At 50.2% G+C, this 22,046-nt stretch carries 17 protein-coding genes and 3 pseudogenes; 12 read left to right on the forward strand and 8 right to left on the reverse strand.

What is annotated here, in order from left to right; all coding sequences use genetic code 11:
* Nucleotides 1-251 precede the first annotated feature (251 nt).
* A complete protein-coding gene (locus tag LH51_RS01340) occupies nt 252-1,445 on the forward strand; it encodes a type II toxin-antitoxin system HipA family toxin (protein WP_200881831.1) in 1,194 nt (397 codons plus the stop codon).
* Nucleotides 1,446-1,541: 96 nt separating this feature from the next.
* Here LH51_RS01340 and LH51_RS01345 read toward each other — a convergent pair whose 3' ends face one another.
* From LH51_RS01345 to LH51_RS01360, 4 genes are read right to left on the reverse strand one after another with little or no spacing between them, the layout of a single operon-like run.
* Nucleotides 1,542-1,829: a hypothetical protein gene (locus tag LH51_RS01345; RefSeq protein WP_036519075.1), complete on the reverse strand. Its 288-nt coding sequence runs from the start codon at nt 1,827-1,829 to the stop codon at nt 1,542-1,544.
* Entirely contained in the window at nt 1,829-2,761 is a 933-nt protein-coding gene (locus LH51_RS01350) for an MFS transporter (protein WP_144244132.1), read from the reverse strand. Before LH51_RS01350 ends, LH51_RS01345 begins: the two co-directional genes overlap by 1 nt.
* A 29-nt stretch (nt 2,762-2,790) precedes the next feature.
* Nucleotides 2,791-3,981: a chromate efflux transporter gene (chrA, locus tag LH51_RS01355; RefSeq protein WP_036519079.1), complete on the reverse strand. Its 1,191-nt coding sequence runs from the start codon at nt 3,979-3,981 to the stop codon at nt 2,791-2,793.
* The gene (locus LH51_RS01360; protein WP_052063339.1) at nt 3,962-6,643 is read right to left on the reverse strand and encodes a glycosyltransferase; all 2,682 of its coding nucleotides are present in this window, start codon (nt 6,641-6,643) and stop codon (nt 3,962-3,964) included. Before LH51_RS01360 ends, chrA begins: the two co-directional genes overlap by 20 nt.
* 227 nt (nt 6,644-6,870) lie before the next feature.
* Here LH51_RS01360 and phnD point away from each other — a divergent pair, with 227 nt between their 5' ends.
* From phnD to LH51_RS01385, 5 genes and pseudogenes are all read left to right on the forward strand, one after another.
* The gene (phnD, locus tag LH51_RS01365) at nt 6,871-7,797 is read left to right on the forward strand and encodes a phosphate/phosphite/phosphonate ABC transporter substrate-binding protein (protein WP_036519140.1); all 927 of its coding nucleotides are present in this window, start codon (nt 6,871-6,873) and stop codon (nt 7,795-7,797) included.
* Between the two features lie 109 nt (nt 7,798-7,906).
* On the forward strand, nt 7,907-8,743 hold the full coding sequence (phnC, locus tag LH51_RS01370; protein WP_036519081.1) for a phosphonate ABC transporter ATP-binding protein: 837 nt from the start codon (nt 7,907-7,909) through the stop codon (nt 8,741-8,743).
* A pseudogene (gene phnE, locus LH51_RS01375) lies at nt 8,740-9,554 on the forward strand (phosphonate ABC transporter, permease protein PhnE). Before phnC ends, phnE (LH51_RS01375) begins: the two are co-directional and overlap by 4 nt.
* Nucleotides 9,554-10,381, forward strand: coding sequence for a phosphonate ABC transporter, permease protein PhnE (gene phnE, locus LH51_RS01380; RefSeq protein ID WP_036519083.1), 828 nt, complete (start codon nt 9,554-9,556; stop codon nt 10,379-10,381). The pseudogene phnE (LH51_RS01375) and the gene phnE (LH51_RS01380) overlap by 1 nt, the downstream one beginning before the upstream one ends.
* Nucleotides 10,382-10,396: 15 nt before the next feature.
* Nucleotides 10,397-11,038, forward strand: coding sequence for a histidine phosphatase family protein (locus LH51_RS01385; RefSeq protein WP_036519086.1), 642 nt, complete (start codon nt 10,397-10,399; stop codon nt 11,036-11,038).
* Between the two features lie 16 nt (nt 11,039-11,054).
* Here the strand turns inward: LH51_RS01385 and LH51_RS24570 are convergent, their stop codons facing one another.
* Nucleotides 11,055-11,861, reverse strand: coding sequence for a GNAT family N-acetyltransferase (locus tag LH51_RS24570; RefSeq protein WP_442934799.1), 807 nt, complete (start codon nt 11,859-11,861; stop codon nt 11,055-11,057).
* Nucleotides 11,862-12,035: 174 nt separating this feature from the next.
* Nucleotides 12,036-12,772, reverse strand: a pseudogene (locus tag LH51_RS24575) (1-acyl-sn-glycerol-3-phosphate acyltransferase); the annotation flags it as partial.
* A gap of 163 nt (nt 12,773-12,935) precedes the next feature.
* Between LH51_RS24575 and LH51_RS01395 the strand changes: the two are divergent.
* Nucleotides 12,936-13,649: a UTRA domain-containing protein gene (locus tag LH51_RS01395; protein ID WP_036519088.1), complete on the forward strand. Its 714-nt coding sequence runs from the start codon at nt 12,936-12,938 to the stop codon at nt 13,647-13,649.
* Nucleotides 13,650-13,806: 157 nt separating this feature from the next.
* On the forward strand, nt 13,807-15,531 hold the full coding sequence (locus LH51_RS01400) for a GGDEF domain-containing protein (RefSeq protein WP_036519090.1): 1,725 nt from the start codon (nt 13,807-13,809) through the stop codon (nt 15,529-15,531).
* A gap of 130 nt (nt 15,532-15,661) precedes the next feature.
* Here the strand turns inward: LH51_RS01400 and LH51_RS01405 are convergent, their stop codons facing one another.
* Nucleotides 15,662-16,579 carry a porin gene (locus tag LH51_RS01405; protein ID WP_036519091.1) on the reverse strand — a complete coding sequence of 306 codons (918 nt, stop codon included), beginning with the start codon at nt 16,577-16,579 and terminating at the stop codon, nt 15,662-15,664.
* 251 nt (nt 16,580-16,830) lie between these two features.
* A complete protein-coding gene (locus LH51_RS01410; RefSeq protein ID WP_036519092.1) occupies nt 16,831-17,748 on the reverse strand; it encodes a porin in 918 nt (305 codons plus the stop codon).
* A gap of 289 nt (nt 17,749-18,037) precedes the next feature.
* On the opposite strand from LH51_RS01410, the pseudogene LH51_RS01415 reads away from it, so the two are divergent.
* From LH51_RS01415 to LH51_RS23845, 4 genes and pseudogenes are all read left to right on the forward strand, one after another.
* A pseudogene (locus LH51_RS01415) lies at nt 18,038-19,071 on the forward strand (putative 2-aminoethylphosphonate ABC transporter substrate-binding protein).
* Nucleotides 19,072-19,143: 72 nt separating this feature from the next.
* Nucleotides 19,144-20,292: a putative 2-aminoethylphosphonate ABC transporter ATP-binding protein gene (locus tag LH51_RS01420; RefSeq protein WP_235263401.1), complete on the forward strand. Its 1,149-nt coding sequence runs from the start codon at nt 19,144-19,146 to the stop codon at nt 20,290-20,292.
* Between the two features lies 1 nt (nt 20,293).
* Nucleotides 20,294-21,370, forward strand: coding sequence for an ABC transporter permease subunit (locus LH51_RS23840; protein WP_327123939.1), 1,077 nt, complete (start codon nt 20,294-20,296; stop codon nt 21,368-21,370).
* Between the two features lie 2 nt (nt 21,371-21,372).
* Nucleotides 21,373-21,996: an ABC transporter permease subunit gene (locus LH51_RS23845; protein WP_327123941.1), complete on the forward strand. Its 624-nt coding sequence runs from the start codon at nt 21,373-21,375 to the stop codon at nt 21,994-21,996.
* The last annotated feature ends 50 nt before the right edge of the window (nt 21,997-22,046 follow it).

The following is a 22,046-nucleotide window of genomic DNA, read 5'->3' on the forward strand; positions in this document are numbered from 1 at the left end:
TCCATTTAAGTCGAAGAACTTCTTTGATTTTACGCATGGATAACCTCTTTGCTGGCATCTGACCCATCTCCGAATGAAAAGGGACAGAATACCGTTAAGTTATCCCGCGTCGTGCAGCTTGGATGAAGTGATTCAGACAGCCTGCCAGGGTGGCAGCTTTGCTGTGGAATCAGTGGCAGCTTTCGCGTGGAATGGATGGCAGGCTTCGTCTGGAATCAGTGGCAACCTTGGTCTGGAATACGCAACTTAGTATGCATGGTGTACTGATAGGCTACCTTGCAGGCTTCGGGAATGGCCGCAATGTGTTGAGTCTTGCGGATAGCTTTAAAAATAATCCTGAGCGCCCGGCATTCAGCTTGATGACACACCCCAAATTTCCGAATGCGGATAAAGTTATCGCTCAGCCATGGGTAAGGAATCAAAGACTACACCCTGTGCTTTCAAACCTGCTGCCAGAGGGCTCTTTACGTGAGTTGATTGCGCAAGGCTTGAAAGTGCATGTTGATAATGAATTTCATCTCTTCTCGTATCTTGGTGAAGATTTGCCGGGCGCTATTGAAGCCAGGCCCATGGAGCCTGAACAGGTTCCTGACTTTTTACTCGATAGGGTGCTCAGCACCGACGGAAAGGTCAAGGCAGTTAAGTTCGATAAGGTCGCTCAGGCAAACAAGTTTTCTTTGGCTGGTGTGCAGATGAAATTTTCCATGAAGGCCAAGGATGGACGCTATCATTTATCCAAAGGTGGTGTGTTGGGTGACTGGATCATCAAAACACCACCGACCCGGCACAAGTTTGTACCACTGAACGAGTTCACCGCCATGTCATTGGCAGGGCTGGCGGGTGTTGATATTCCAGATATCAAATTGGTTGAACTGGATAAGCTCGATCATCTGCCGCAAATCAACTTACCCGACGAGAAGCTGGCTTTCGCGATCAAGCGCTTTGACCGCGCAGATGATCAGCGTATCCACATGGAAGACTTTGCCCAGATCCTGGTGAAGTATCCCCACGAAAAATACACTTCCGCTAATTACGAGAATATCGGCAAGGTTATTTATGGTTTTTCTGGCGAGGGTCTGGCCGACGCTCAGCAGTTCGCAAGGCGACTACTGGTAAATGTTCTGTTGGCGAATGGCGATGCACATCTGAAGAATTGGAGCTTTGTATACCCCGATAAGATCACGCCACGGCTCTCTCCCGCCTACGATATCCTGACAACAAACGTTTATATCGACAATGAAACCCAGTTCGCGCTCAACCTGGGCAAAACGAAGCAGTGGTATGCCGTATCAATGGTGCATTTCCAGTCCTGGGCAGATAAATCAGGTATTCCATGGCGAGCCATTAAACCGCATTTGGATGACACGCTGAGACGTGAGCAAGGACGTTATGGCCTGAAGCACTTAAACAGCTGCCCATGCATGATGTGCATAAAGCGGGATTGAGAGCGCATTGGAGCAGGCTTCACGAAGATTTTAAAATCCATAGTGCAGGATAAAAACCCATACCCACGTGTTTCCGGCATAACTAAGCAACACCGCCTAGCCAGGCTTGCTTTGCAAACGCATGGCGCAGTAACTGGCAATGACTCCTCCGAGACCCAGCGTCGCAAAGGCCATTCCCCAGGTGACAGCAGGCGAGGCGTGCTGGAGCAGATCGAGTACACCGCCAAATGCCAGCGGCGCCAGTGCGCCTGCAATAAAGCCGAGTAAGGATCGCCACGCCAGTACACGTCCCAGGTAGCCAGGCCGCACAGCTTCGGACAGGGCGGTGGTAAGGATGGGTGAATCACCCAGGCAGGTAAAGGCATAGGCCAGTACCAGCAGCATCAGTAACACCAAGGTAAATGGATTAGCCAGCCGATACTGAAGGATAACAGCATACTGCTGGCGGCCAGCAGCAACAGCAGTTTTTGACGCCCCAGCCGATCCGATAACCGCCCCATACTCAGTGCGGCAACCGCGCCAAACAGATGCATAATACCTGACAGGTAGGCACCCCCCATACTGGCTTGTGCACTGTCCAGCCCTTTCAGCGCAAAGCCTGCGGCTAAAAAACCGGGTATCCAGGCCCACATCCCCAGCAGCTCCCAGTTATGCGCAATGTAGCCGATATTCAGCAAGCGTGAACGCCGGTTACGCAACAGCTCGTCAGTGATGCGCAGGTCAACTTGAGGGGGATGGATTCGGTTGGCGAGTGGGGCGAGTGTCCAGATCAACAGCAGGGCACCGAAGATCGGCAGTATGCCGGTCAGTATAAAGGCCATTTGCCAGCCTCCCAGTGCAATGCCTACACCACATAGCGCCAGGGAAGCGGCATAGCCTATGGAGGTAGATGCTATCAGCATACCCATGGCGTGACCGCGCTTATCCGGGTCGATTTCGTCTGAAATTAACACGATGAGCGGCGTATAGATCCCACCCTGACACAGACCGATCAGGCCGTAGAGCCAAAAGGCACTGTTCCAGTCGCGGGCCAGAAACGCAAACAGCAAACTGCTGATACCTGCCGCCAGTGCCGAGGTGGCCACCACCCGTTTGGCACCCAGATGGTCGGATGCCCAGGCAAACAGAAACAGTGACAAGGCATAGCCGAGCGTAAAGGCCGTGATCAGTGCTCCGGCGGCGGTGGCACTGAGCGACCAGTCCCGGATCAACAAGGGTAAGGTGGCGGCCACCGTCATAAAGGTGGCAAACAGTAGCACACGTGCAAGGCAGACAACCCGAATACGGGTCTCTGTCAGGGTCGAGGCGGTTGGCATATTGAACTCTTGTTGTCTGGTTGAGTGCGTCACAGCAGACTATAGCCTGCCAGTGCACCTAAGGGTACCAGCAGCCAGACGGGCACCCGTCCTGTGGCCAGCAGGCCGAGCAATACCAGTGCCAGCAGGGCATCCTGCCACTGGCGGATACCGGCGGTGATCACCGGATCATACAGCGCCGCCGCCAGTAAGCCGACTACCGCGGCATTGATACCACCCAGGACCTGCCGGAGCCAGTGATGTTGCCGAAGCTTTTGCCAGATTGGCAAGATTGCGATTAACAACAGGCATCCAGGCAGGAAGATTGCTACTAATGCCACTAGCGCCATTAGAACACCACCACTATGGGCACCAATAAAGGCGGCAAAGCTGAACAGAGGGCCTGGCATGGCCTGGGCGACGCCGTAACCGGCGAGAAAGTCATCGGCACTGATCAGGCCGGTGTTGACGGTTTCAGCATGGAGCAGGGGTAACACCACATGCCCGCCACCGAAAACCAGCGCACCCGCACGGTACATGGCATCACTAATCAGCACTGAGCTGTTCTGGGTGTAGATTGCCAGCAGCGGCAAGAGCAGCAGAGTCGTGCTGAAGAGCATGGCAGCTGTCAGCGCCAGGCGGGTTGAAATCGGCACCTGTAAACCGGCCTGATCACTGGTAAGACGGGTGGTTTTAACCAGCCAGGGTGCCAGGAGTGCTCCCAGTAGCAATCCACCCAATTGGCCGAATATACCCGGAAGCAATAGCGCAATCCCCGCAGCGACTAGTGCGATGCTGCGGCGTTGGTAGTCCGGGGTCAGGCTCTTGGCCATACTCCAGAGTGCCCAGCACACGACCGCTACAGCGGTAATTTTCAGGCCTTGAAGCAAGCCCTGATAGGCGGACAGCTCCAGATTAACCAGGGTGACACCGAGTAGCAGCATTAGCAGGGCCGAAGGCAGGGTAAAACCCAACCAGGCGGCTACTGCCCCGGCTATTCCGGCACGCTGTAGTCCTATACCAAAACCCACCTGGCTACTGGCTGGTCCAGGAATAAACTGACACAGCGCCACCAGTTCGGCATAGGCTTCGGCGCTGATCCAGCGTTTTTGTTGCACAAATACGGTTTGAAAATATCCCAGGTGCGCAACCGGACCGCCAAACGAAGTGAAACCCAGTTGTAAAAAGGTGATGAATACTATGAATGAGGATTGATCAGGTTTAACTGGCTTGTGTTTCATATAAAGGCTCTTCGCCGCTGCAGGTTTCAGAATACAGGCCGATATTGTGCATTAACTGATCCAGAATAGGTTTGGGTCGGTAATCAGCATAGCGGGCAATAGCCGCATTTTGTATTATTTTTTGCTGTAGGGTCGGTAGCTGCAGATAATGCATCGCCTGATCTGCCATTTGCTCGGCGGTGTCACACAGAAAGCCTTCCTGATTATGACGAATAATATCCGCAGGCCCTTTGCTGGCATAGGCAATAACGGGCAGGCCGGTCGCCAGGGCTTCCAGTACCACGCAGCCAAAGGTATCAAAGCGTGAGGGCAATAACAGCACGTCAGCCCGCAAATAGAGTTCGGCCATCTGTTCAGCAGCAATCCACCCGGTATATTCGGCATCAGGCATTTTCTTGCGTAATTTCTTTAATGCAGGTCCATCACCCGCAACGATCATACGGATATCAGGTAACTGAGTACGGATTTTACTCAGAACCTCGGGTAGATCCAGTACACCCTTTTCACGGCTAATGCGTCCGGCATACAGCAGTATGGGTCGTGAGCCGGGTAAACTGCGCCGATGGCTTATCTGATGGAAGTTGGCATCAACCCAGTGAGCTGTCAGTTGCAGTTTGGATGCATTCATCCCCATAGCGGGCGATGCCAGCCAGTTTTTATGTTCATTATTCAGTACCAGAAGGCCATCAAATTGTGCATAAAAGGCGCGTAAAAAGCGTCGTAATCGATCACTTTGCTGTGTGTTGAGCCCAGCACTGCGGCGGAAAAACTCATTCCAATCAGTATGCATGTAAAACCACACAGGGACAGAAAAGGCGTGCTTGAGGTAGAGCGCAACCGGGCCCATGATCAACTCAGTGGAGCAGATTACGCGGTCGTAACCGCCTTGTTCAAATACGCGCTGTAACTCCAGCATATCGGGCAGATAAAAAGTTTGTTCAAACGGCGGTGGCAAGCTGCCGTGGCTCACTGGACGCAACACCTGCAGGTGGTCCTCAGTCGCCAGGTCTGGATGACAGGTAAGCAGGTCTATTGGCAGGTCTCGCGTTTGTATTTCGGTTAATACGTTTTTGAGAAAGGATGACACGCCATTACTGTCACAGAAACTATCGGTTAACCAGAGAATACGTTGGGAGTGGTGCCCGGTATTCAGGTTGTCGGCTAGCTGATTCAGTAGCGGTCGGTTGGCGAAAAGCACCTGGCTAGCGGTAAAGGAAGCACCACCAATCACCAGCGCGGCGAGTGCCGGAAACGTCAGTTCATCCATCACTTTGAACACTTGTACATGGCTCATGTGTGAGACTGTGGCCGTTTTGCTGGCGGCAAGCTGTCTGAAACTGGTGGGAATTTCAAATTGACTGATCAGGGTGTTCAGGTTGACCTTAGTAAAACGCTGTCCTTTTAAACCTTCCAGTTCACGCTCAAGGCGACGAAAGAAGATGCCGGTCAGTTCGCGGTAAAGTTCTGGAATGCTATCCCGCAGGGTAAGAGAAAACTGGTCTGGCTGCTTGCGCCGTGCCTTTGCCAGTTGCTTGACGATTTTCAGTGTTGGCTTGAACTCTTTGGGTACGCCAAGATTGGCCAGCAGGGCAGGAGACTTACCTCCCAGTGCTTGGTGAAAGGTTTTCAAAAAAGTCAGGGTATACTTGTGCCGTTGCAATTCCTGCATGGCGTTACTGACACCTAGACACAGCAGCTTATCCTTCAGGCTACCCTTATGCAGCATCAGCCGCAGTAACCCCGGATCTTTCATATGGATGGCTACTTGGGAAAAATAATCCAGGAAGGTGGTAGTCAGTCGCTCTTCTTCGCCAGGTTCACCGTAAGGGGCAATATAGCCAGCACGCAGTGCTTCCAGCGCTAATGCCGATAATGGCTCTGTTTTACGGCGTTCCTCAAGGTTATCCACAAACAGAAAGCTGCCACATTCACCGGCAAAAATGCCATTATGATCGTCAGAACCACCGGTCACACATTTGTTAAAAGGATGGGCACAAAAATCCAGAGGGTTGATTTTGTGTTTTAGGGCTAATTGATGCAGCTTTTCTTCGGTCAGGCTATCGACCCATAACTGCGTCATACGGTTTTGCCAGAAGCCACGCTGGCCATTGAGTACTTCATAACGTTCAAACAGCAGTGCCAGCTTCTCCAGCGCTTCAATGCCCAGGCTGTTTTTAGCACTGTAGAAAAATAGCGGATGAGGTAACACTGTGGGCAGATCTTGCTCCAGCGCATAGGCGGCAAAGTGATAGATATTCTGCCGCAGCCGGTTAAGGCGACTTTCCTGCTGCGGATTAAAGCCATAAACCAGCACATGGACACTAAGGCTGCCATCCGGAAAGTGGCAGGTGAACTCGGCGGCTGGTAACACATCCAGTCCCTGCTCCAGCAGTTCCCAGCAGGAGCGGGCATTGTTGTGATTGGTAATGGTTACCAAGTCAGTGCCGGCTTGCTGTAACCGCTCTACCAGCTTGTGTGTGGGTAACCAGGTTTCCGGCAATTTCAGCAAGCGCCCCCAGAGTTCATCAGGTATATCACTATTGTGATCATGGCAATGCAGATCAATGCGCAGACGATTGGATGCTGGAAAACGCTGTGCCTGATGGGTCAGAAAAGACTGGAATTCTTTGCGGGTACGGGCATGAAAGTCACTGCCGGTCATCGGAGTTCTCCATAGTGGGCCGGTGAGTGTCCATCTTATGCAAACTAGATGACAGAGTTTTGACAAAGCCAGAATTTACATTCATCTAACTGACATGAATTCATCATCAGGGTGACACGCCTTCGTCATATTTCACGACTAAAGTAGCGTGAAGTTAAAATTCATTGATGAGGTTTATGATGCGCATGCTTACAAAAATGACACAACCTTTACGTACTCCGCTTGTTATGGGTCTTTTAGCTGTGACGGCTTCATTTGGTGCAGTTGCCAATGATCTATCATCACGTTTCACCGATACTAACGGTGATCTGGTTGCGGATGCCCCGACTGATCCGAAGGACTGGGTTGATCCGGCTACGCTGGTATTTGCCTATACGCCGGTTGAAGATCCAGCCGTCTATGCGCAGGTTTGGGATGGCTTTCTCAAACATATGGAAAGTGTAACGGGTAAGCGCGTGCAGTTTTTCCCTGTTCAGTCCAATGCCGCGCAGCTTGAAGCCATGCGTGCGGGTCGTCTGCATGTGGCCGGATTCAATACAGGTTCCAATCCCCTGGCTGTCAGCTGTGCTGGTTTTGTGCCTTTCACCATGATGGCGAGTGAAGATGGATCCTTCGGATATGAAATGGAAATTATTACCTATCCGGATTCGGGCATTGAGACTGTAGCGGATATCAAAGGCCGAAGCCTGGCATTTTCAGCGCCAACCTCTAACTCTGGGTTTAAAGCGCCTTCTGCTTTGCTGGAAGCTGAATTTGGTATGATCGCTGAGCGTGATTTTGATCCCTCTTTTTCCGGTGGGCATGACAACTCTATTCTGGGCGTGGTCAATAAGGATTACGATGCGGCTGCCGTCGCTAACTCTGTCTTGAATCGCATGATTTTGCGTGATGTGGTTAAGTCGGATAGCTACACCACGGTATACAAGTCACAGACTTTCCCAACCACAGGGTATGGCTATGTATACAACCTGAAGCCCGAGTTGGCTGAAAAGGTTAAACAAGCCTTTTTCACTTATGACTGGGAAGGCAGCGCTCTGCAGGAAGAGTTTAAAAACTCCGGCGAAGCGCAGTTTATCCCGATCACCTATCAGCAGCACTGGGAAGTGGTACGGACCATCGATAAGGCTATGGATGTGACTTATAACTGCGATTAAGCCGCACTTAGGTATATAGAGTTCAACATACTAGAGTTCGATGTTCAGGGCTCTTTGCCTCTCACGGATGGGAGGCTTTTTTATGTAAAGGCAGAAAACGGGTGGCACTATGCTGATACTTAAGCAATTGACCAAGCGCTATAGCACGGGTGATAAAGCTCTGACGGATGTGACGCTGGAAATACCTGCCGGTCAGGTAACGGCTTTGATCGGCCCATCTGGCGCAGGTAAAAGTACCTTGATCCGCTGTGTTAACCGGTTGGTGGAGCCAACTCAGGGGCAGGTTTTTTTGGGTAATACTGAATTGACCGGTCTGAGTCAGCGCCAGTTGCGCAAGGCACGACGGCGTATGGGGATGATTTTTCAGGAATATGCGCTGATTGATCGCCTTACCGTAATGGAAAACGTACTCTCCGGTTATCTGGGCTATACCGGCTTCTGGCGTAGTTATTTGCGCCGTTACCCAGCGGATGTGATCAAAGAAGCCTTTCGCTTGCTTGAACGGGTGGGTCTTAGTGACTTTATCGATAAGCGTGCTGATGAGCTTTCCGGTGGACAGCGCCAGCGCGTAGGTATTGCCCGGGCCTTACTGCAAAGCCCGGATATTCTGTTGGTTGATGAGCCTACAGCCAGCCTTGATCCAAAAACCTCGCGGCAGATTATGCGCTTGATTAAAGAGCTGTGTGCCGAACGCCAACTCGCCGCAATTATTAATATACATGATGTCCAGCTGGCGCAGTTGTTTGCTGACCGGATTATCGGTCTGCGTGCTGGAGAGCTGGTGTTTGATGGCCTTCCAGATGAACTGGATGCAGAGATGCTGACGCGTATCTATGGTGAAGAGGATTGGAACACCCAGCCTGATGCAGAAAGTGATGCACCAGAAGAGCAACCCAGCGAAACCTCTACGTCCATGTCCAGCCTGATACGGACGGCTGCGCTATGAATACTGATCGCCAAGCCATGGCGGCACAGGGGCAATGGCGCAGGCTGCCACTAATTCCCGATTGGCGCTACCGTTTGGCTTTGATTGCAGCCTGTCTGATTTACCTGATTCTTGGCAGTCTCAGTATCGAGGTGAACTGGGCGCGTGTAGCTGAGGGTGCTTCGCGCGGATTGAATTTTTTTGCAGCGTTTCTTCAACCAGATTTTACCAGCCGCTGGGGTGATATTCAGCAGGGCATTATTGAATCCCTGACGATGACGTTCACTTCAACAGCGATCGGTATTCTGCTGGCAATACCTGTTGGTATAGGGGCCGCCCGTAATATGGCGCCTGTACCGATTTATTTGTTTTGCCGTTCGATTATTGCTATCTCACGCACTTTTCAGGAAGTCATTATCGCCATTTTGTTCGTGGTGATGTTTGGCTTTGGACCGCTGGCGGGAATGATAACCCTGGCATTTGCCACCATCGGCTTTATGGCCAAGTTGCTGGCTGAAGATATTGAAGATATCGATGAACGTCAGGTTGAAGCGATTCGGGCCACGGGCGGCAGTTGGTTGCAACTGATGAATTATGCGGTGCAGCCGCAGGTGATGCCGCGACTCATCGGTTTGTCTATGTACCGGCTGGACATCAACTTTCGTGAATCGGCGGTGATCGGTATTGTGGGTGCGGGGGCATAGGCGCTACATTGAACACCTCTCTGAGCCGTTATGAATATGATACGGCAGCCGCGGTGCTATTAATCATTATTGGTATCGTAATGCTGACTGAATACTTGTCTGGTTATGTGCGTAGGTGGGTTCAATAATGCCGGTTAATTATATACAAACGGATGCAGATACAACCCGTGCCCAGTGGACGCTGCGTACTACACGTCAACAATGGCTGATCTGGCTGGGTTGGTTGGTCGGTGTATCGCTGTTTTTGCTCTGCTGGAAGCAGATTTCTGATAATACCATGTGGGTGTTTGTAGAGGATGCTCCGCGTCAGGGGGCTGACCTTTTAAGCAGGATGATACCGCCTGAATGGAGCTATGCAAGTCACCTTTGGCAGCCGCTGTGGGACACCATCAATATCGCCACCCTGGGGACTTTGCTTGGCATACTGATGGCTTTTCCCTGTGCCTTCCTGGCGGCACGTAACACCACGCCACACCCTTTGATTCGCTCTGTAGCGCTGATGATCATCGTATCGTCCCGGTCGATCAACTCATTGATCTGGGCCATGCTGCTGGTGACTATTTTAGGACCTGGTTTGTTGGCCGGTATTCTGGCTATTGCGTTACGCTCCATCGGCTTTGTGGGCAAATTACTCTATGAAGCGATAGAAGAGATTCATCCAACACCGGTAGAAGCCATAACCGCTACAGGTGCCAGCCGCCTGCAAGTGATGAGCTATGCAGTGTTGCCGCAAGTCATGCCAGCCTTTGCCGGGATCAGTATTTATCGCTGGGATATTAATATCAGGGAGTCGACGGTACTGGGTTTGGTGGGTGCCGGAGGTATCGGCCTGCAGTTGAATGCCGCGATCAATACTCTGGCCTGGGATAAGGTCAGTATTATCTTCATTATGATTTTTGCCACGGTGCTGGTTTCCGAATACATTTCCGCTAAAGTGCGCAAAGCATTTATTTAAGGATAGAACAGGACCATGCGATCAATGGATGCTGTAGTGACAAGGTTTGATTTAATCCGTCATGGTGAACCTGAAGGTGGGCGGAAATTCCGTGGCTCGACGGATGATCCACTCAGTCGTGAAGGCTGGCTACAGATGCGTCAGGCAGTGGGTGATCAGGCGCCCTGGGATGTCATTGTCACCTCGCCACTGCGTCGTTGCCGCGAGTTTGCTGCCTGGTTAGGTGCACAACATCAAATTCCGGTACAGGCGCACGAGAATCTGGCAGAGCTGTTTCTGGGCCAGTGGGAAGGACTGACCCATGCTGAAGCGCGTCAGTCGTTTCCTGCACAGGCTGACAAACCGGATGGCGTGACGGCCTTTTGGACCGATCCTCTGCTTAATCCACCACCACAGGGCGAGACGCTGCACGATTTTGATTTCCGCATTCGTAGTGTCTGGAAAGAATTAGCTGAGACGTATCGCGGCCAGCATTTACTCGTCGTTGCGCACCTGTTTACCTGTAATTTTTTGTTGCGCCAGATACTGCAACAGCCGATTGAAAAGGCCATGTTCTTTGATCTACCTTATGCAGGCTTGACGCGCATCCGTCAGGAAGAGACCCCACACGGCAGTTTTTCACAAGTTGAGTGGGTGGGACTGACCCGGCTCCCTTAAGACCCTCCCACAGCTTCTAGGCGTTTAGTTCACCCATATAACGCTGGCGCTTCTTGGCTTTGATTTGTGCGACCTTCACCATCACCAGGCCATCAATACAATAACCGAAGTCAGCATCGACACTGAAGTCCAGGAAGTGAACTCCCTGCTCTTCGCAGAGCTCTGTGTACTGTTTGTACAGTGTAGGCACAGTGACACCGTAGAGATCCAGACGCTCTTTCAGTGCAATAAAGTCTTCACGTGCATCTTCAAAGCAAAACAGGCGCTGTGCTTCACTAAGCCCTGCATCAGATGGACCGTAAGGTGCATTGGCTTTTGCCAACTGCTCGCGTCCAAAATAGTGACGGTAATAGATTACCAGCAGATCCCGGGCAATTTGTGGCAGCTTGGCTGATATGGATACCGGGCCCAGCATGCGATCAATGTGGGGTCGGCTTTTCAAATAAGCGCCGATTCCGTACCAAAGGTAGTCCAGGCTGCGGCGTCCCCAGTAGCGCGGCTGTACGAAGCTGCGGCCCAATTCGACGGCATTTTGCAGCAGGGGTTCGAGTTCCGGCTGATAGCTGAACAAGCTGGCGGCATAGAGGCCCTGTAAGCCGTTATCCCGGATCACTGAGGCACACTCGGCAATACGGTATGCACCGACCAGCTCCAGTGCTTCATCATCCCAGAGGATCAGGTGCTGATAGTTACGGTCATAGCTGTCCAGATCGTAGCGTTGGCCTGTGCCTTCCCCTACACGTCGGAAGGTTAACTCTCTAAGGCGGCCCAGCTCGCGCATTACCGGCGAGTCAGATGCATACTCGAACAGGTAGATTTGCATACCATCCTGGGTTTTCCCCAGGCATTCCGCTCTACGTAATTCACGTCGCAGCAGTTGACGTTCTTCAGGGTGCGCAATAGGCTTTTCGGTAACAAACAGAGACTTCTTGTTTTTCGGTAGTCTGTATACGTGTTTACGTAACAGTTTTAGCCGGGTTTTTAACGGTAATTCGTTATTATCAAAACGTTCCAGCGGGATGAGTTCACCGATTTTGACCGGCATATCTTCGGCATTTTTCTTGAACATCTCGTTGACCAGCATCAGTCCGCCAATCGGACGGTAGATCATCGATAGTGAGTAGAAAATGGCCGAGTTTTTACTGTTTAGATGAATCGGTAGAATCGGTGCATTGGTCTTGCGTGCAAAATGCACAAAACCACTTTGCCATGGACCATCTTTGATGCCGGTTGCCGTAGCACGGGAGACTTCTCCGGCCGGAAAAATAATCACCGCCTGTTCTTTTTTCAGGCAGTCCGTCACCTCTCTGACCGTTTTGCGATAGCCGCTTTGCGTCAGGTTATCTACAGGTAGCAGCAGTGGTCTTAGTGGTTCAAACTGCCATAGCAGGTCATTGGCCAGGATTTTAATATCGCGCCTGACTTCACCAATCAATTTAAGTAAAACCAGCCCATCCAATGTGCCGAGGGATGATTGGATACGATCACAACGCGACCTTCAGAGGGAATGTTTTCTTTTTCGCGTGCAGAGACTAAATAGCTGATGCGGAAGTGCTCAAGTACCTTATCGATGAACTCAAAAGCACCCAGATCCTGATGGGTTGTTAGAAACTGATTTACTTCATCTTCATGGAAGAGGTGACGCAATAGCTGCATTACAGGTGTTTTCAGCACGGCAGGCTTGTGCGCCAGCGCTGGGTATTTTTCTGACACCAAGGCTTCTATATTCAACATGACCCATCCCCGGAATAGTAGTTTACAAGATCATTACTGATATAGATGACCGGGTAATGACAGACGTATGGCGTTTTTATGACTGGCTGTATTTACACAATCGGCTGCCACATTCTGTTAATAATCGGATAAACTTGCGGCTTTATTTGACGCGGACAGGTTCATGGCAGAACAACCCTTATACCTGCAACTTCGAGATCAGCTAATGCAGCGCATTAGTAGTGGTGACCTACCGGCGGGCTCTCGCTTGCCTGCAGAACGTGTGCTGGCTGAAAGCTTCAACACCACACGAGTTACGCTACGCCAGGCATTGGCTCAACTGGAAAGTGAAGGCACCATTTATCGCAGTAATCGGCGTGGCTGGTTTATATCCTCATCGCGGCTGACCTATGAGCCTGTCAATGATGTTAGTTTTACCCATTATGTTGCTGAGCAGGGGCGAGTGCCGAGAACTGAGGTGCTGGGTATCGAGAAAATGCAGGCGAGTATTTCGGTAGCAACCGCCTTGGCCCTTAGACCCGGAGATGATGTATTTCGTTTGCGCCGCCGGCGCTTCGCAGATGAACGTCTGGTGTTCGTTGAAACTATTTGGTTGAATCCGTGTTTTCTGCCAAGCATTGAGCAGCAGCGGTTTGAATCCTTGTGGAAGTTACTGGCAGATAAGTACGGCATTAAGCTAACCCGCAAACAGATTACCATTACCCCGACAGCCTTGACCGGTAGTGTGGCTGCAGCATTGGGGGTGAACTCAGGCTGTCCCGGACTATACATTACCCGTATCGGTGAAACTGCTGACGGCGACCGCATCGAGTTTGACGAAGAGTTCTGGCTGCATGATGTGCTGACCATCAGTGTGAGCACGCAGCAAAACCATTAAATAAAACCCGCTAAAATCCTCGGTAATATTTTTGTCACATAACCTCGTTACAGTTCCATGTAAAGGGCATCTATATCCTGAGACCCCCGTCTCTAGCGCTGTTGCGGTGCGCCTCCACTGATCTCGCCAGCTAGTATTTGCACAGCAGAAGGCATCTATGAAAGACAGACTACAAGACGAACTTAAGCACATTCTGTGCGATGGGCTGATAACCTCGTTATTTCAGCCCATTATTGATATTGAGAAACAGGAAGTCTTTGGCTATGAGTCACTCAGCCGTGGACCCTCCGACAGTCCATTGCATGCCGCACCGGCTTTGTTTGATATGGCAGAAAAATCAGGTATGTCTGATGATCTGGAAGAGTTGTGTCTGACCGAAGCGGCTAAGAACTGGTCGGCCCATGCACTCGATAGCTATCTGTTTGTCAATATGAGCCCAGCCATGTTGTTACCCTCACGCTTTCGCGGTATTCGGCTGATGGATCTGATTCGGCAATATAATCTGAAGCCTCAGCAGATAGTGATCGAAATTTCAGAGCGCTATCCGGTATTGCAGCTTAAAGAACTGAAGAACGCTATAAACTGGCTTAAATCGCAGGGCTTCAGCATTGCTATTGATGATCTGGGAACCGGGTATTCTGGTCTGAAGCTCTGGTCTGATCTCAAGCCAGACTTCGTTAAAATTGACCGCCACTTTATCCGTGATATCCACGATGACCTGGTCAAGCTGGAATTTGTACGTTCGCTGGTCGACTTATCCAATCGCCTGGGCTGCAGTCTGATCGCTGAAGGTGTCGAAAATCAGGCCGAAATGAATGTAGTTATGGAGCTGGGTATTGTACTGATTCAGGGTTTTCTGGTGGGCCGCCCCAGACCCTACCCAACAGCTGACTTGAGTTGTTTGCTGGGTAAACAACCGACGATACAGAAAACTACAGGAAAGCTGGCCCGTGATTTATGTACTTATATACAGCCAGTCAAACCGGATATTTTGTTGAGTGATGCCTGGGAAATTTTACAAAAAGAGAACAATGTTTTTTCCCTACCCGTTGTTCAGGACGGTCGACCTTTAGGGTTGCTGCATAAGTGGCGGGTTTTGGAAATCTATGGAACTCAGTTTGGCCGGTCATTATATGAAAAGCGCCCAGTTATAAATGTGATCAGTCGTGATTCATTAGTGGTAGATCAGAACTCCACGTTGGATGAAATTAGTCGGAAATTAATAGAAGAAGATTTTCATTATCTAAAACAACATTTTATTGTTGTTAATCAGGGTATTTATACTGGGCTTGGCACAACACGTACCCTGTTGAAACAGATCACTCAGGAACGTATCGAGAAAGCACGTTATGCCAATCCGCTAACACAACTGCCTGGTAATGTACCCATTAATAATGAATTGGATCGTCGCTTGAAACGGCAGCTGCCCTTTTCATTTATTTATATCGATATCAATGATTTTAAGCCTCTCAACGATGTACTTGGCTACCAGATAGGTGATTTGGTGATTACCCGGATAGCGGATCTGCTGTTAAAACACTTCAATTACCGCAGTGATTTCGTCGGGCACATAGGTGGAGACGACTTTGTGGTGATGACTGAAATAGAGGGTGTGGAGCAACTGACTGGCGAAGTACAAAGCGCTTTCAAAGCAGCAGCCCACTCCCTTTACCCTCAGGACATGGTTCAGCAGGGATTTATGAGAGCCCTGGATCGTGACGGGTCGCCGCGTGATTTTCCTTTAACATCGATTGCCTTTGCTATCATCCAGATTGAGTCTCCCAGTAACTACAAGGCTGATCAGATAGCCGACTTTGCCGCCGATGCCAAAAAGCAATCCAAAAAAGCACACGGGTTTTGCTACAGCAGGATTCTGATTTAATCTGAAAATGAGTTTTCCTGTCCGTACCTCCTGTACATGCACCACTCCTGCGCATCCCTGCGCTCGTGGTTTACATAAAAAAGGCCCTCAGTTATCTGAGGGCCTTTTTTATTAAATCAGTTTCTAGTGATTAGAAACGTACGCGGATACCGGTGCTGAATACATCACCATCGCCAAGGTCTTCGTTGGCGTCAGCATAACCTGCGAACAGGTTAACCATTTTGCTCAGGTCGTGTTGAACTTCAACACCAAAGCCTTTTGCGCCTTCTTTGAAATCAGCGTATGCAGCTTTCAATGTAGTGCTTTCGCTTACATTGTAAGTAGCGGCAATATCCCAAGGCTTGTAGTCATCAGCGATGTCATTTTTCACATGTGAGTAGACACCCGCAATGGTGCCGACACCAAAGTCATATTCCAGTGCAATGGCCATTTCACTCTGTTTGTCAGCAAATGCAGCTTCAGAATTATAGTCAATGTAACCCAGGGCACCGTAGAATCCAGCATTGCTGTATTTTACAGCGGCATGGTAAAGATCCAGGTTCTCGTCATCGTTGCCAGAATTGGCCGCTGTTGCCAGGGCAAACTGAAAACCACTGAACTCTGGAGATACATAGGCCAGAGAGTTGTTGATACGTGAAGGTGCCGTACCTGTAGAGTGAGTCACTTCATAAATGCTGGACAGCATGACGTCAGTTGTACCGTTTACCCAGGAATCCTGTGGAGTAGACTGGGTACCAGCTTTCACTGTACCAAAACCACCGGTCAGGCCTACATTCGCCTGGCGGGTTTTCAGTGCCTGTTCACCGTTGGTTTTGTTGACGGCAAACTCATACTGGTAAAGTGCAGTAACACCATCAATACCTGTATCAGCGGTACCGCGCAGGCCAATACGAGAGGTGGAGTTTGCATCGCCGCCAATATTGAGCTTTGTATCTTTAACCTTATCAACCGCGACTGTAACGTGGCCGTACAGTGTGGCGTCAGCCATGGCAATAGCAGGTGCAGAAACACACACGGCTACGGCAACTGCCAAAATTGATTTTTTCATCTAGTTCCCCTTACTGATATCAGAATTTTCAGTTTTTCAAACGTTAAAATGGTAAAGCAGTTACTAGTATGTCGTTGAAGTTTGGACATCCAGCTGTCTCAGGGAGGAATCTAACGCTTAATTGTGACAGGAGGGTTAAGGAAATGTGATATTTAGGGGTATTTTGGAATTCGTCGCATGTTTACATGCGGATAAACGAGGAGGCAGAGCACCTGCCTCCTCGTTTGTTCAGGGTATTACACTTCAGTTAATTAGAAACGTACGCGGATACCCGTGCTGAATACATCACCATCGCCAAGGTCTTCGTTGGCGTCAGCATAACCTGCGAACAGGTTAACCATTTTGCTCAGGTCGTGCTGAACTTCAACACCAAAGCCTTTTGCGCCTTCTTTGAAATCAGCGTATGCAGCTTTCAATGTAGTGCTTTCGCTTACATTGTAAGTGGCGGCAATGTCCCAAGGCTTGTAGTCATCAGCAATGTCATTTTTCACATGTGAGTAGACACCCGCAATGGTACCGACACCAAAGTTATACTCCAGCGCAAGACCCATTTCGCTCTGCTTGTCACCATTCATGGCTTCAGAGTTGTAATCGATATAACCCAGAGCACCGTAGAAACCACCATTGCTATATTTTACTGCGGCATGGTAAAGATCAAAGCTCTCGTCATCGTAAGTTGAGTTTGCTGCTGTTGCCAGACCAAACTGAAGGCCGCTGAACTCTGGTGATACATAAGCCAAAGAATTGCTGATACGTGAAGGCGCTGTACCCGTAGAGTGGGCGACATCCTGAATGCCGGATAACATGACATCAGTAACGCCGTTTATCCAGGAATCCTGTGGGGTAGACTGAGTACCGGCCTTAACAGTACCAAAGTTACCGGTCAGACCTACGTTCGCCTGACGGGTTTTCAGTGCCTGTTCGCCGTTAGTTTTGTTGACGGCAAACTCATACTGGTAAAGTGCAGTAACACCATCAATACCTGTATCAGCGGTACCACGTACACCGATACGAGAGCTGGAGTTAGCTTCTCCACCAATATTGAGCTTTTCATCTTTCACTTTATCAACCGCGACTGTAACGTGGCCGTACAGTGTGGCGTCAGCCATGGCAATAGCAGGTGCAGCAACACACACGGCTACGGCAACTGCCAAAATTGATTTTTTCATCTAGTTCCCCTTGCAGGTATCAGAGTTATAAGTTTTTCAATCGTTTAAAGGGTAAAGCATTTACTAGTATGTCGTTGAATGCGTTATGGTAATAAAACTAAGCATATATGTAAATACAAATCATTCATATTAGACTTGCTATATGTGTTAATTGCCCTTACTAGGAGCCATGTTTGCCATGGTTATCAGCGTTCTTCTCCTAGCCAGAAAAAATTCAATAAACTGTCATTACTTTGAAACAATTGCTCCTTAGTATCTGGTCTATACCAATCAATACTCAGGAGCTACCATGAAAAACGCACCGTTGCATTCCCTGAAAAAAACAGCTGTAGCACTTGCCCTTGGCTCTATCGTGGCAGTGCAGGCTGTTTCAGCAACCGAGTTGACTGTTTATACCGCTGTTGAGTCGGATGACTTGCAGAAATATGCCGAGCGCTTCAATCAGGCACATCCTGAGATCAGCATTCGCTGGGTGAGAGACTCTACAGGTGTTATGACGGCTCGTCTGTTGGCCGAAAAAGACAATCCACGCGCGGATGTGATCTGGGGCCTGGCGGCTACCAGTCTGTTGATGCTGGATAAGGAAGAAATGCTGCAGCCTTATGCGCCAGCCGGTGTTGAAAATCTGGATCCAAAATTTGTAGATGTTAATAACCCACCTGCCTGGGTCGGTATGGATGCCTGGGTCGCGGCGGTTTGCTACAACACGGTTGAAGGCGAAAAACTCGGCGTGCCTATGCCAACTAGTTGGGAAGACCTGACCCGTCCGGAATATCAGGGCCATGTGGTGATGCCAAACCCTAACTCGTCGGGCACAGGTTACCTGGATGTGTCCAGCTGGATCCAGCTCTGGGGTGAAGATAAAGCCTGGGAGTTTATGGATGGTCTGCACAACAATATCAGCCGTTACACCCACTCAGGCTCAGCACCTTGTAACCTGGCGGCATCGGGTGAAGCGGTTGTCGGTGTGTCCTTTGCGTTTCGTGCGGCACGTCTGAAATCCCAGGGGGCACCGGTTGAAGTCGTATTTCCGTCTGAGGCTTAGGCTGGGATATGGAAGCCGCTGCCATTGTTAAGGGTACTCAGAATCTGGAAGCTGCGAAAACACTCATGGACTGGGCGATCAGTCGTGATGCCAATGAGTTGTATAACGAAGGCTATGCTGTCGTAGCCATGCCGGGTGTTGCTCAGCCAATTGAAAATTATCCTGTCGATATAGTGGATCGCATGATCAATAACGATTTCAGCTTCTCGGCCGTGAACCGTGACCGTATTCTGCAGGAATGGCAGCGTCGTTACGATGGTAAGAGCGAAGCGCGTTAATTATCAGCAGGACTGACCACTGCAGGTGTGAGCAGGGATGCTCCACCTGCTTTTTTAATTGGAGCTATCCCTATGCATGCATTGCAGAAATCTTCCATGACGGCGTTTGTGCCGGAAACGTCCACGCTGGCCAGCCGCCATTATGGTTCACCTCAGGTGTGTCTTAAAATTGAGGCACTGAGCAAACAGTTTGGTGATTTCACGGCGCTTGAAACGATAGACCTGGAGATCTTTGAGGGTGAGTTTGTGTGCTTTCTCGGTCCATCCGGGTGCGGTAAGACCACCTTGCTACGCGCTATCGCCGGACTGGAGATGCAAAGCAGTGGGCGGATTTTTCAAATGGATAAAGAGATCAGTACCCTGCCGCCGCAAAAGCGTGATTTTGGCATAGTGTTTCAGTCCTATGCCCTGTTTCCGAATCTCACTATCGCTGACAACATTGCCTACGGCTTGAAAAGTCAGGGCTATTGCAAAACACGTATCCGTGAGCGGGTGCAGGAACTGCTGGCATTGATTGGCCTGGAAGGCTCGGATGCCAAGTATCCGGCACAGTTATCCGGTGGTCAGCAGCAACGCGTAGCCCTGGCACGTGCGCTGGCGACTGAACCCGGATTGTTGCTACTGGATGAGCCACTGTCAGCGCTGGATGCCCGAGTACGCTTGCATCTGCGCCAGCAGATCAAGTCTTTGCAGCAGGCTTTGGGTGTAACAACCGTGATGGTGACCCATGATCAGGAAGAAGCGCTGACGATGGCTGATCGTATTGTGGTGATGAATCATGGTGTTATTGAACAAATCGGCACCCCTAAAGAGATTTACCGTCATCCGGTCAATGCCTTTGTAGCCGGATTTGTCGGTAGTATGAACCTGCTGCCGGTTGAAGTCGCATCGGCGTCGGGTGTGCAGTTGGGTGTTCAGCATTTACCCTGTCTTCCGCACGAGTTGAATAAGGGTGATTCGGCCTGCCTGGGAATTCGCCCCGAGGAAGTTGTACTGACAGAACAGGACGATGCAAGTGAATCACTGGAGGCGCGGGTGGTGCATATAGAGTATTTAGGCTCATTTATGCGTGTTACCTGTGATCTGTTGATGCAGGATCAACAGGTGGTAGTGGATTTACAGCATACCGATGCCGAGCGCATGCATATTGGCGTTGGGCGTGAAGTGGGTTTGCAGTTCCCGCAGTGCTACTGCCGTATTTTTGAGCAACAGGTACATTGATATGAGCACTGATCTTTCAATGGCTCGCATTGCTGACTGGCGCTATAAAATCAATTCGGAAACACTGCTTAAACTATTATTTTTGCTGGCAGCTCTAGCGTTGATGCTGATCGGTCTGGCGCTGCCACTTTACACCATGCTGCTGAAAAGCCTGCAAAATAGCAGCGGTGAGTTTATCGGTCTGGTGAACTATCAGTATTACTTTTCTACGCCGGCGCTGGTGAATTCGATACTGAACTCGTTTTTTATAGCGGTGTTGACCACGTTGCTGGTGGTGGTGTTAGCGTTTTTGTGTGCTTATGGTATTACCCGAACCTGCATGCCGGGAAAAAAACTGTTTCGCACCCTGACACTGCTGCCAATATTGGCACCGTCACTGCTGCCAGCCATCAGTCTGGTGTACATTTTTGGCACCCAGGGTTATATGAAATCACTGCTGGGAGACACCAGTATCTACGGCCCTGTGGGTATCGTGATCGGTATGTGTTTCTGGATTTTTCCGCATGCCCTGATGATTCTGATCACGGCCCTGTCCAATAGTGATGCGCGTTTGTATGAAGCCGCCAGGGCGATGAAGACCTCGACGTTTCGAACCTTTATGACCGTGACTCTGCCGGGCGTTCGTTACGGGTTAATGTCCTGTTCGTTTGTGGTGTTCACTCTGGCGATTACCGATTTTGGTGTGCCCAAGGTTATCGGAGGGCAGTTCAGCTTATTGGCGACAGACATCTATAAGCAGGTTGTCGGACAGCAGAACTTCCAGATGGGGGCCGTGGTCAGTGTTATTCTGTTGTTACCTGCGGTGTTTACCTTTATTGCTGATCGCTGGGTGCAACGCAAACAAACCTCACAGCTGTCATCCAGAGCCGTACCCTATCAACCCGAACCCTCACCACTGCGTGATTGGCTGTTTGCCGGCCTTTGCTACACGGTTGCTGCGGTGATTTTGCTGATTATTGGTACTGCGGTATATGCCTCGTTAATTCACTTTTGGCCCTATAACCTGAGTTTTACCCTGAATCACTATAGTTTTGACGGTCTGGGGGGAACGGCTGGGAGTCCTGGTTTAACTCGCTGAAAATGGCCGGAGGCGTAGCGGTTATCGGTACACTGGTGATTTTCACCAATGCCTGGCTGGTGGAAAAAAGCAAAGAATTTCCACTGCTGAGACAAACGGTGCATCTGTTTGCCATATTGCCTATGGCGGTGCCAGGTATGGTGTTGGGACTGGCGTATATCTTCTTTTTCAATCACCCCAACAATCCGCTGAATGTGCTTTATGGCACTATGGCAATTTTGATTCTGAATACCCTGATTCATTTTTATACCGTGTGTCATCTGACGTCGATGACAGCGCTGAAACAACTTGATCCGGAGTTTGAGTCGGTCGGAGCATCACTCAAAGTGCCTTTCTGGCGCACCTATACCCGTGTGACGCTGCCGGTATCCCTGCCCGCGGTATTGGATATTTCGGTGTATCTGTTTGTGAACGCCATGACAACGGTATCGGCGGTGGTGTTTCTGTATGGGCCGGATACGCGCCTGGCGGCAGTTTCAGTGCTGCACCTGGATGAAGCCGGTTACTTTGCCAGTGCAGCAGCGATGGCCGTATTGATACTGCTGACCTCTATGGGGGTGAAAATTCTGCATGCGCTGGTGACTCATCTGTTACTGAAAAAAGCGCAGGTCTGGCGGCAGCGCTGATCTCTATAGCGCTGATCTCTATATAGAACATCGAAGGAATATATACTCAT

It is taken from the genome of Nitrincola sp. A-D6 (genome assembly GCF_000764495.1).
Taxonomy (GTDB): Bacteria; Pseudomonadota; Gammaproteobacteria; order Pseudomonadales; family Balneatricaceae; genus Nitrincola.

Bases quoted from the DNA above. Each gene is read 5' to 3' on its own strand.
- LH51_RS01340 (WP_200881831.1), top strand. From the start codon at position 252: ATGCATGGTGTACTGATAGGCTACCTTGCAGGCTTCGGGAATGGCCGC.
- LH51_RS01345 (WP_036519075.1), bottom strand. From the start codon at position 1,829: ATGCTGCTGGTACTGGCCTATGCCTTTACCTGCCTGGGTGATTCACCC.
- LH51_RS01350 (WP_144244132.1), bottom strand. From the start codon at position 2,761: ATGCCAACCGCCTCGACCCTGACAGAGACCCGTATTCGGGTTGTCTGC.
- chrA (WP_036519079.1), bottom strand. From the start codon at position 3,981: ATGAAACACAAGCCAGTTAAACCTGATCAATCCTCATTCATAGTATTC.
- LH51_RS01360 (WP_052063339.1), bottom strand. From the start codon at position 6,643: ATGACCGGCAGTGACTTTCATGCCCGTACCCGCAAAGAATTCCAGTCT.
- phnD (WP_036519140.1), top strand. From the start codon at position 6,871: ATGGGTCTTTTAGCTGTGACGGCTTCATTTGGTGCAGTTGCCAATGAT.
- phnC (WP_036519081.1), top strand. From the start codon at position 7,907: ATGCTGATACTTAAGCAATTGACCAAGCGCTATAGCACGGGTGATAAA.
- phnE (WP_036519083.1), top strand. From the start codon at position 9,554: ATGCCGGTTAATTATATACAAACGGATGCAGATACAACCCGTGCCCAG.
- LH51_RS01385 (WP_036519086.1), top strand. From the start codon at position 10,397: ATGCGATCAATGGATGCTGTAGTGACAAGGTTTGATTTAATCCGTCAT.
- LH51_RS24570 (WP_442934799.1), bottom strand. From the start codon at position 11,861: ATGCAAATCTACCTGTTCGAGTATGCATCTGACTCGCCGGTAATGCGC.
- LH51_RS01395 (WP_036519088.1), top strand. From the start codon at position 12,936: ATGGCAGAACAACCCTTATACCTGCAACTTCGAGATCAGCTAATGCAG.
- LH51_RS01400 (WP_036519090.1), top strand. From the start codon at position 13,807: ATGAAAGACAGACTACAAGACGAACTTAAGCACATTCTGTGCGATGGG.
- LH51_RS01405 (WP_036519091.1), bottom strand. From the start codon at position 16,579: ATGAAAAAATCAATTTTGGCAGTTGCCGTAGCCGTGTGTGTTTCTGCA.
- LH51_RS01410 (WP_036519092.1), bottom strand. From the start codon at position 17,748: ATGAAAAAATCAATTTTGGCAGTTGCCGTAGCCGTGTGTGTTGCTGCA.
- LH51_RS01420 (WP_235263401.1), top strand. From the start codon at position 19,144: ATGCATGCATTGCAGAAATCTTCCATGACGGCGTTTGTGCCGGAAACG.
- LH51_RS23840 (WP_327123939.1), top strand. From the start codon at position 20,294: ATGAGCACTGATCTTTCAATGGCTCGCATTGCTGACTGGCGCTATAAA.
- LH51_RS23845 (WP_327123941.1), top strand. From the start codon at position 21,373: ATGGCCGGAGGCGTAGCGGTTATCGGTACACTGGTGATTTTCACCAAT.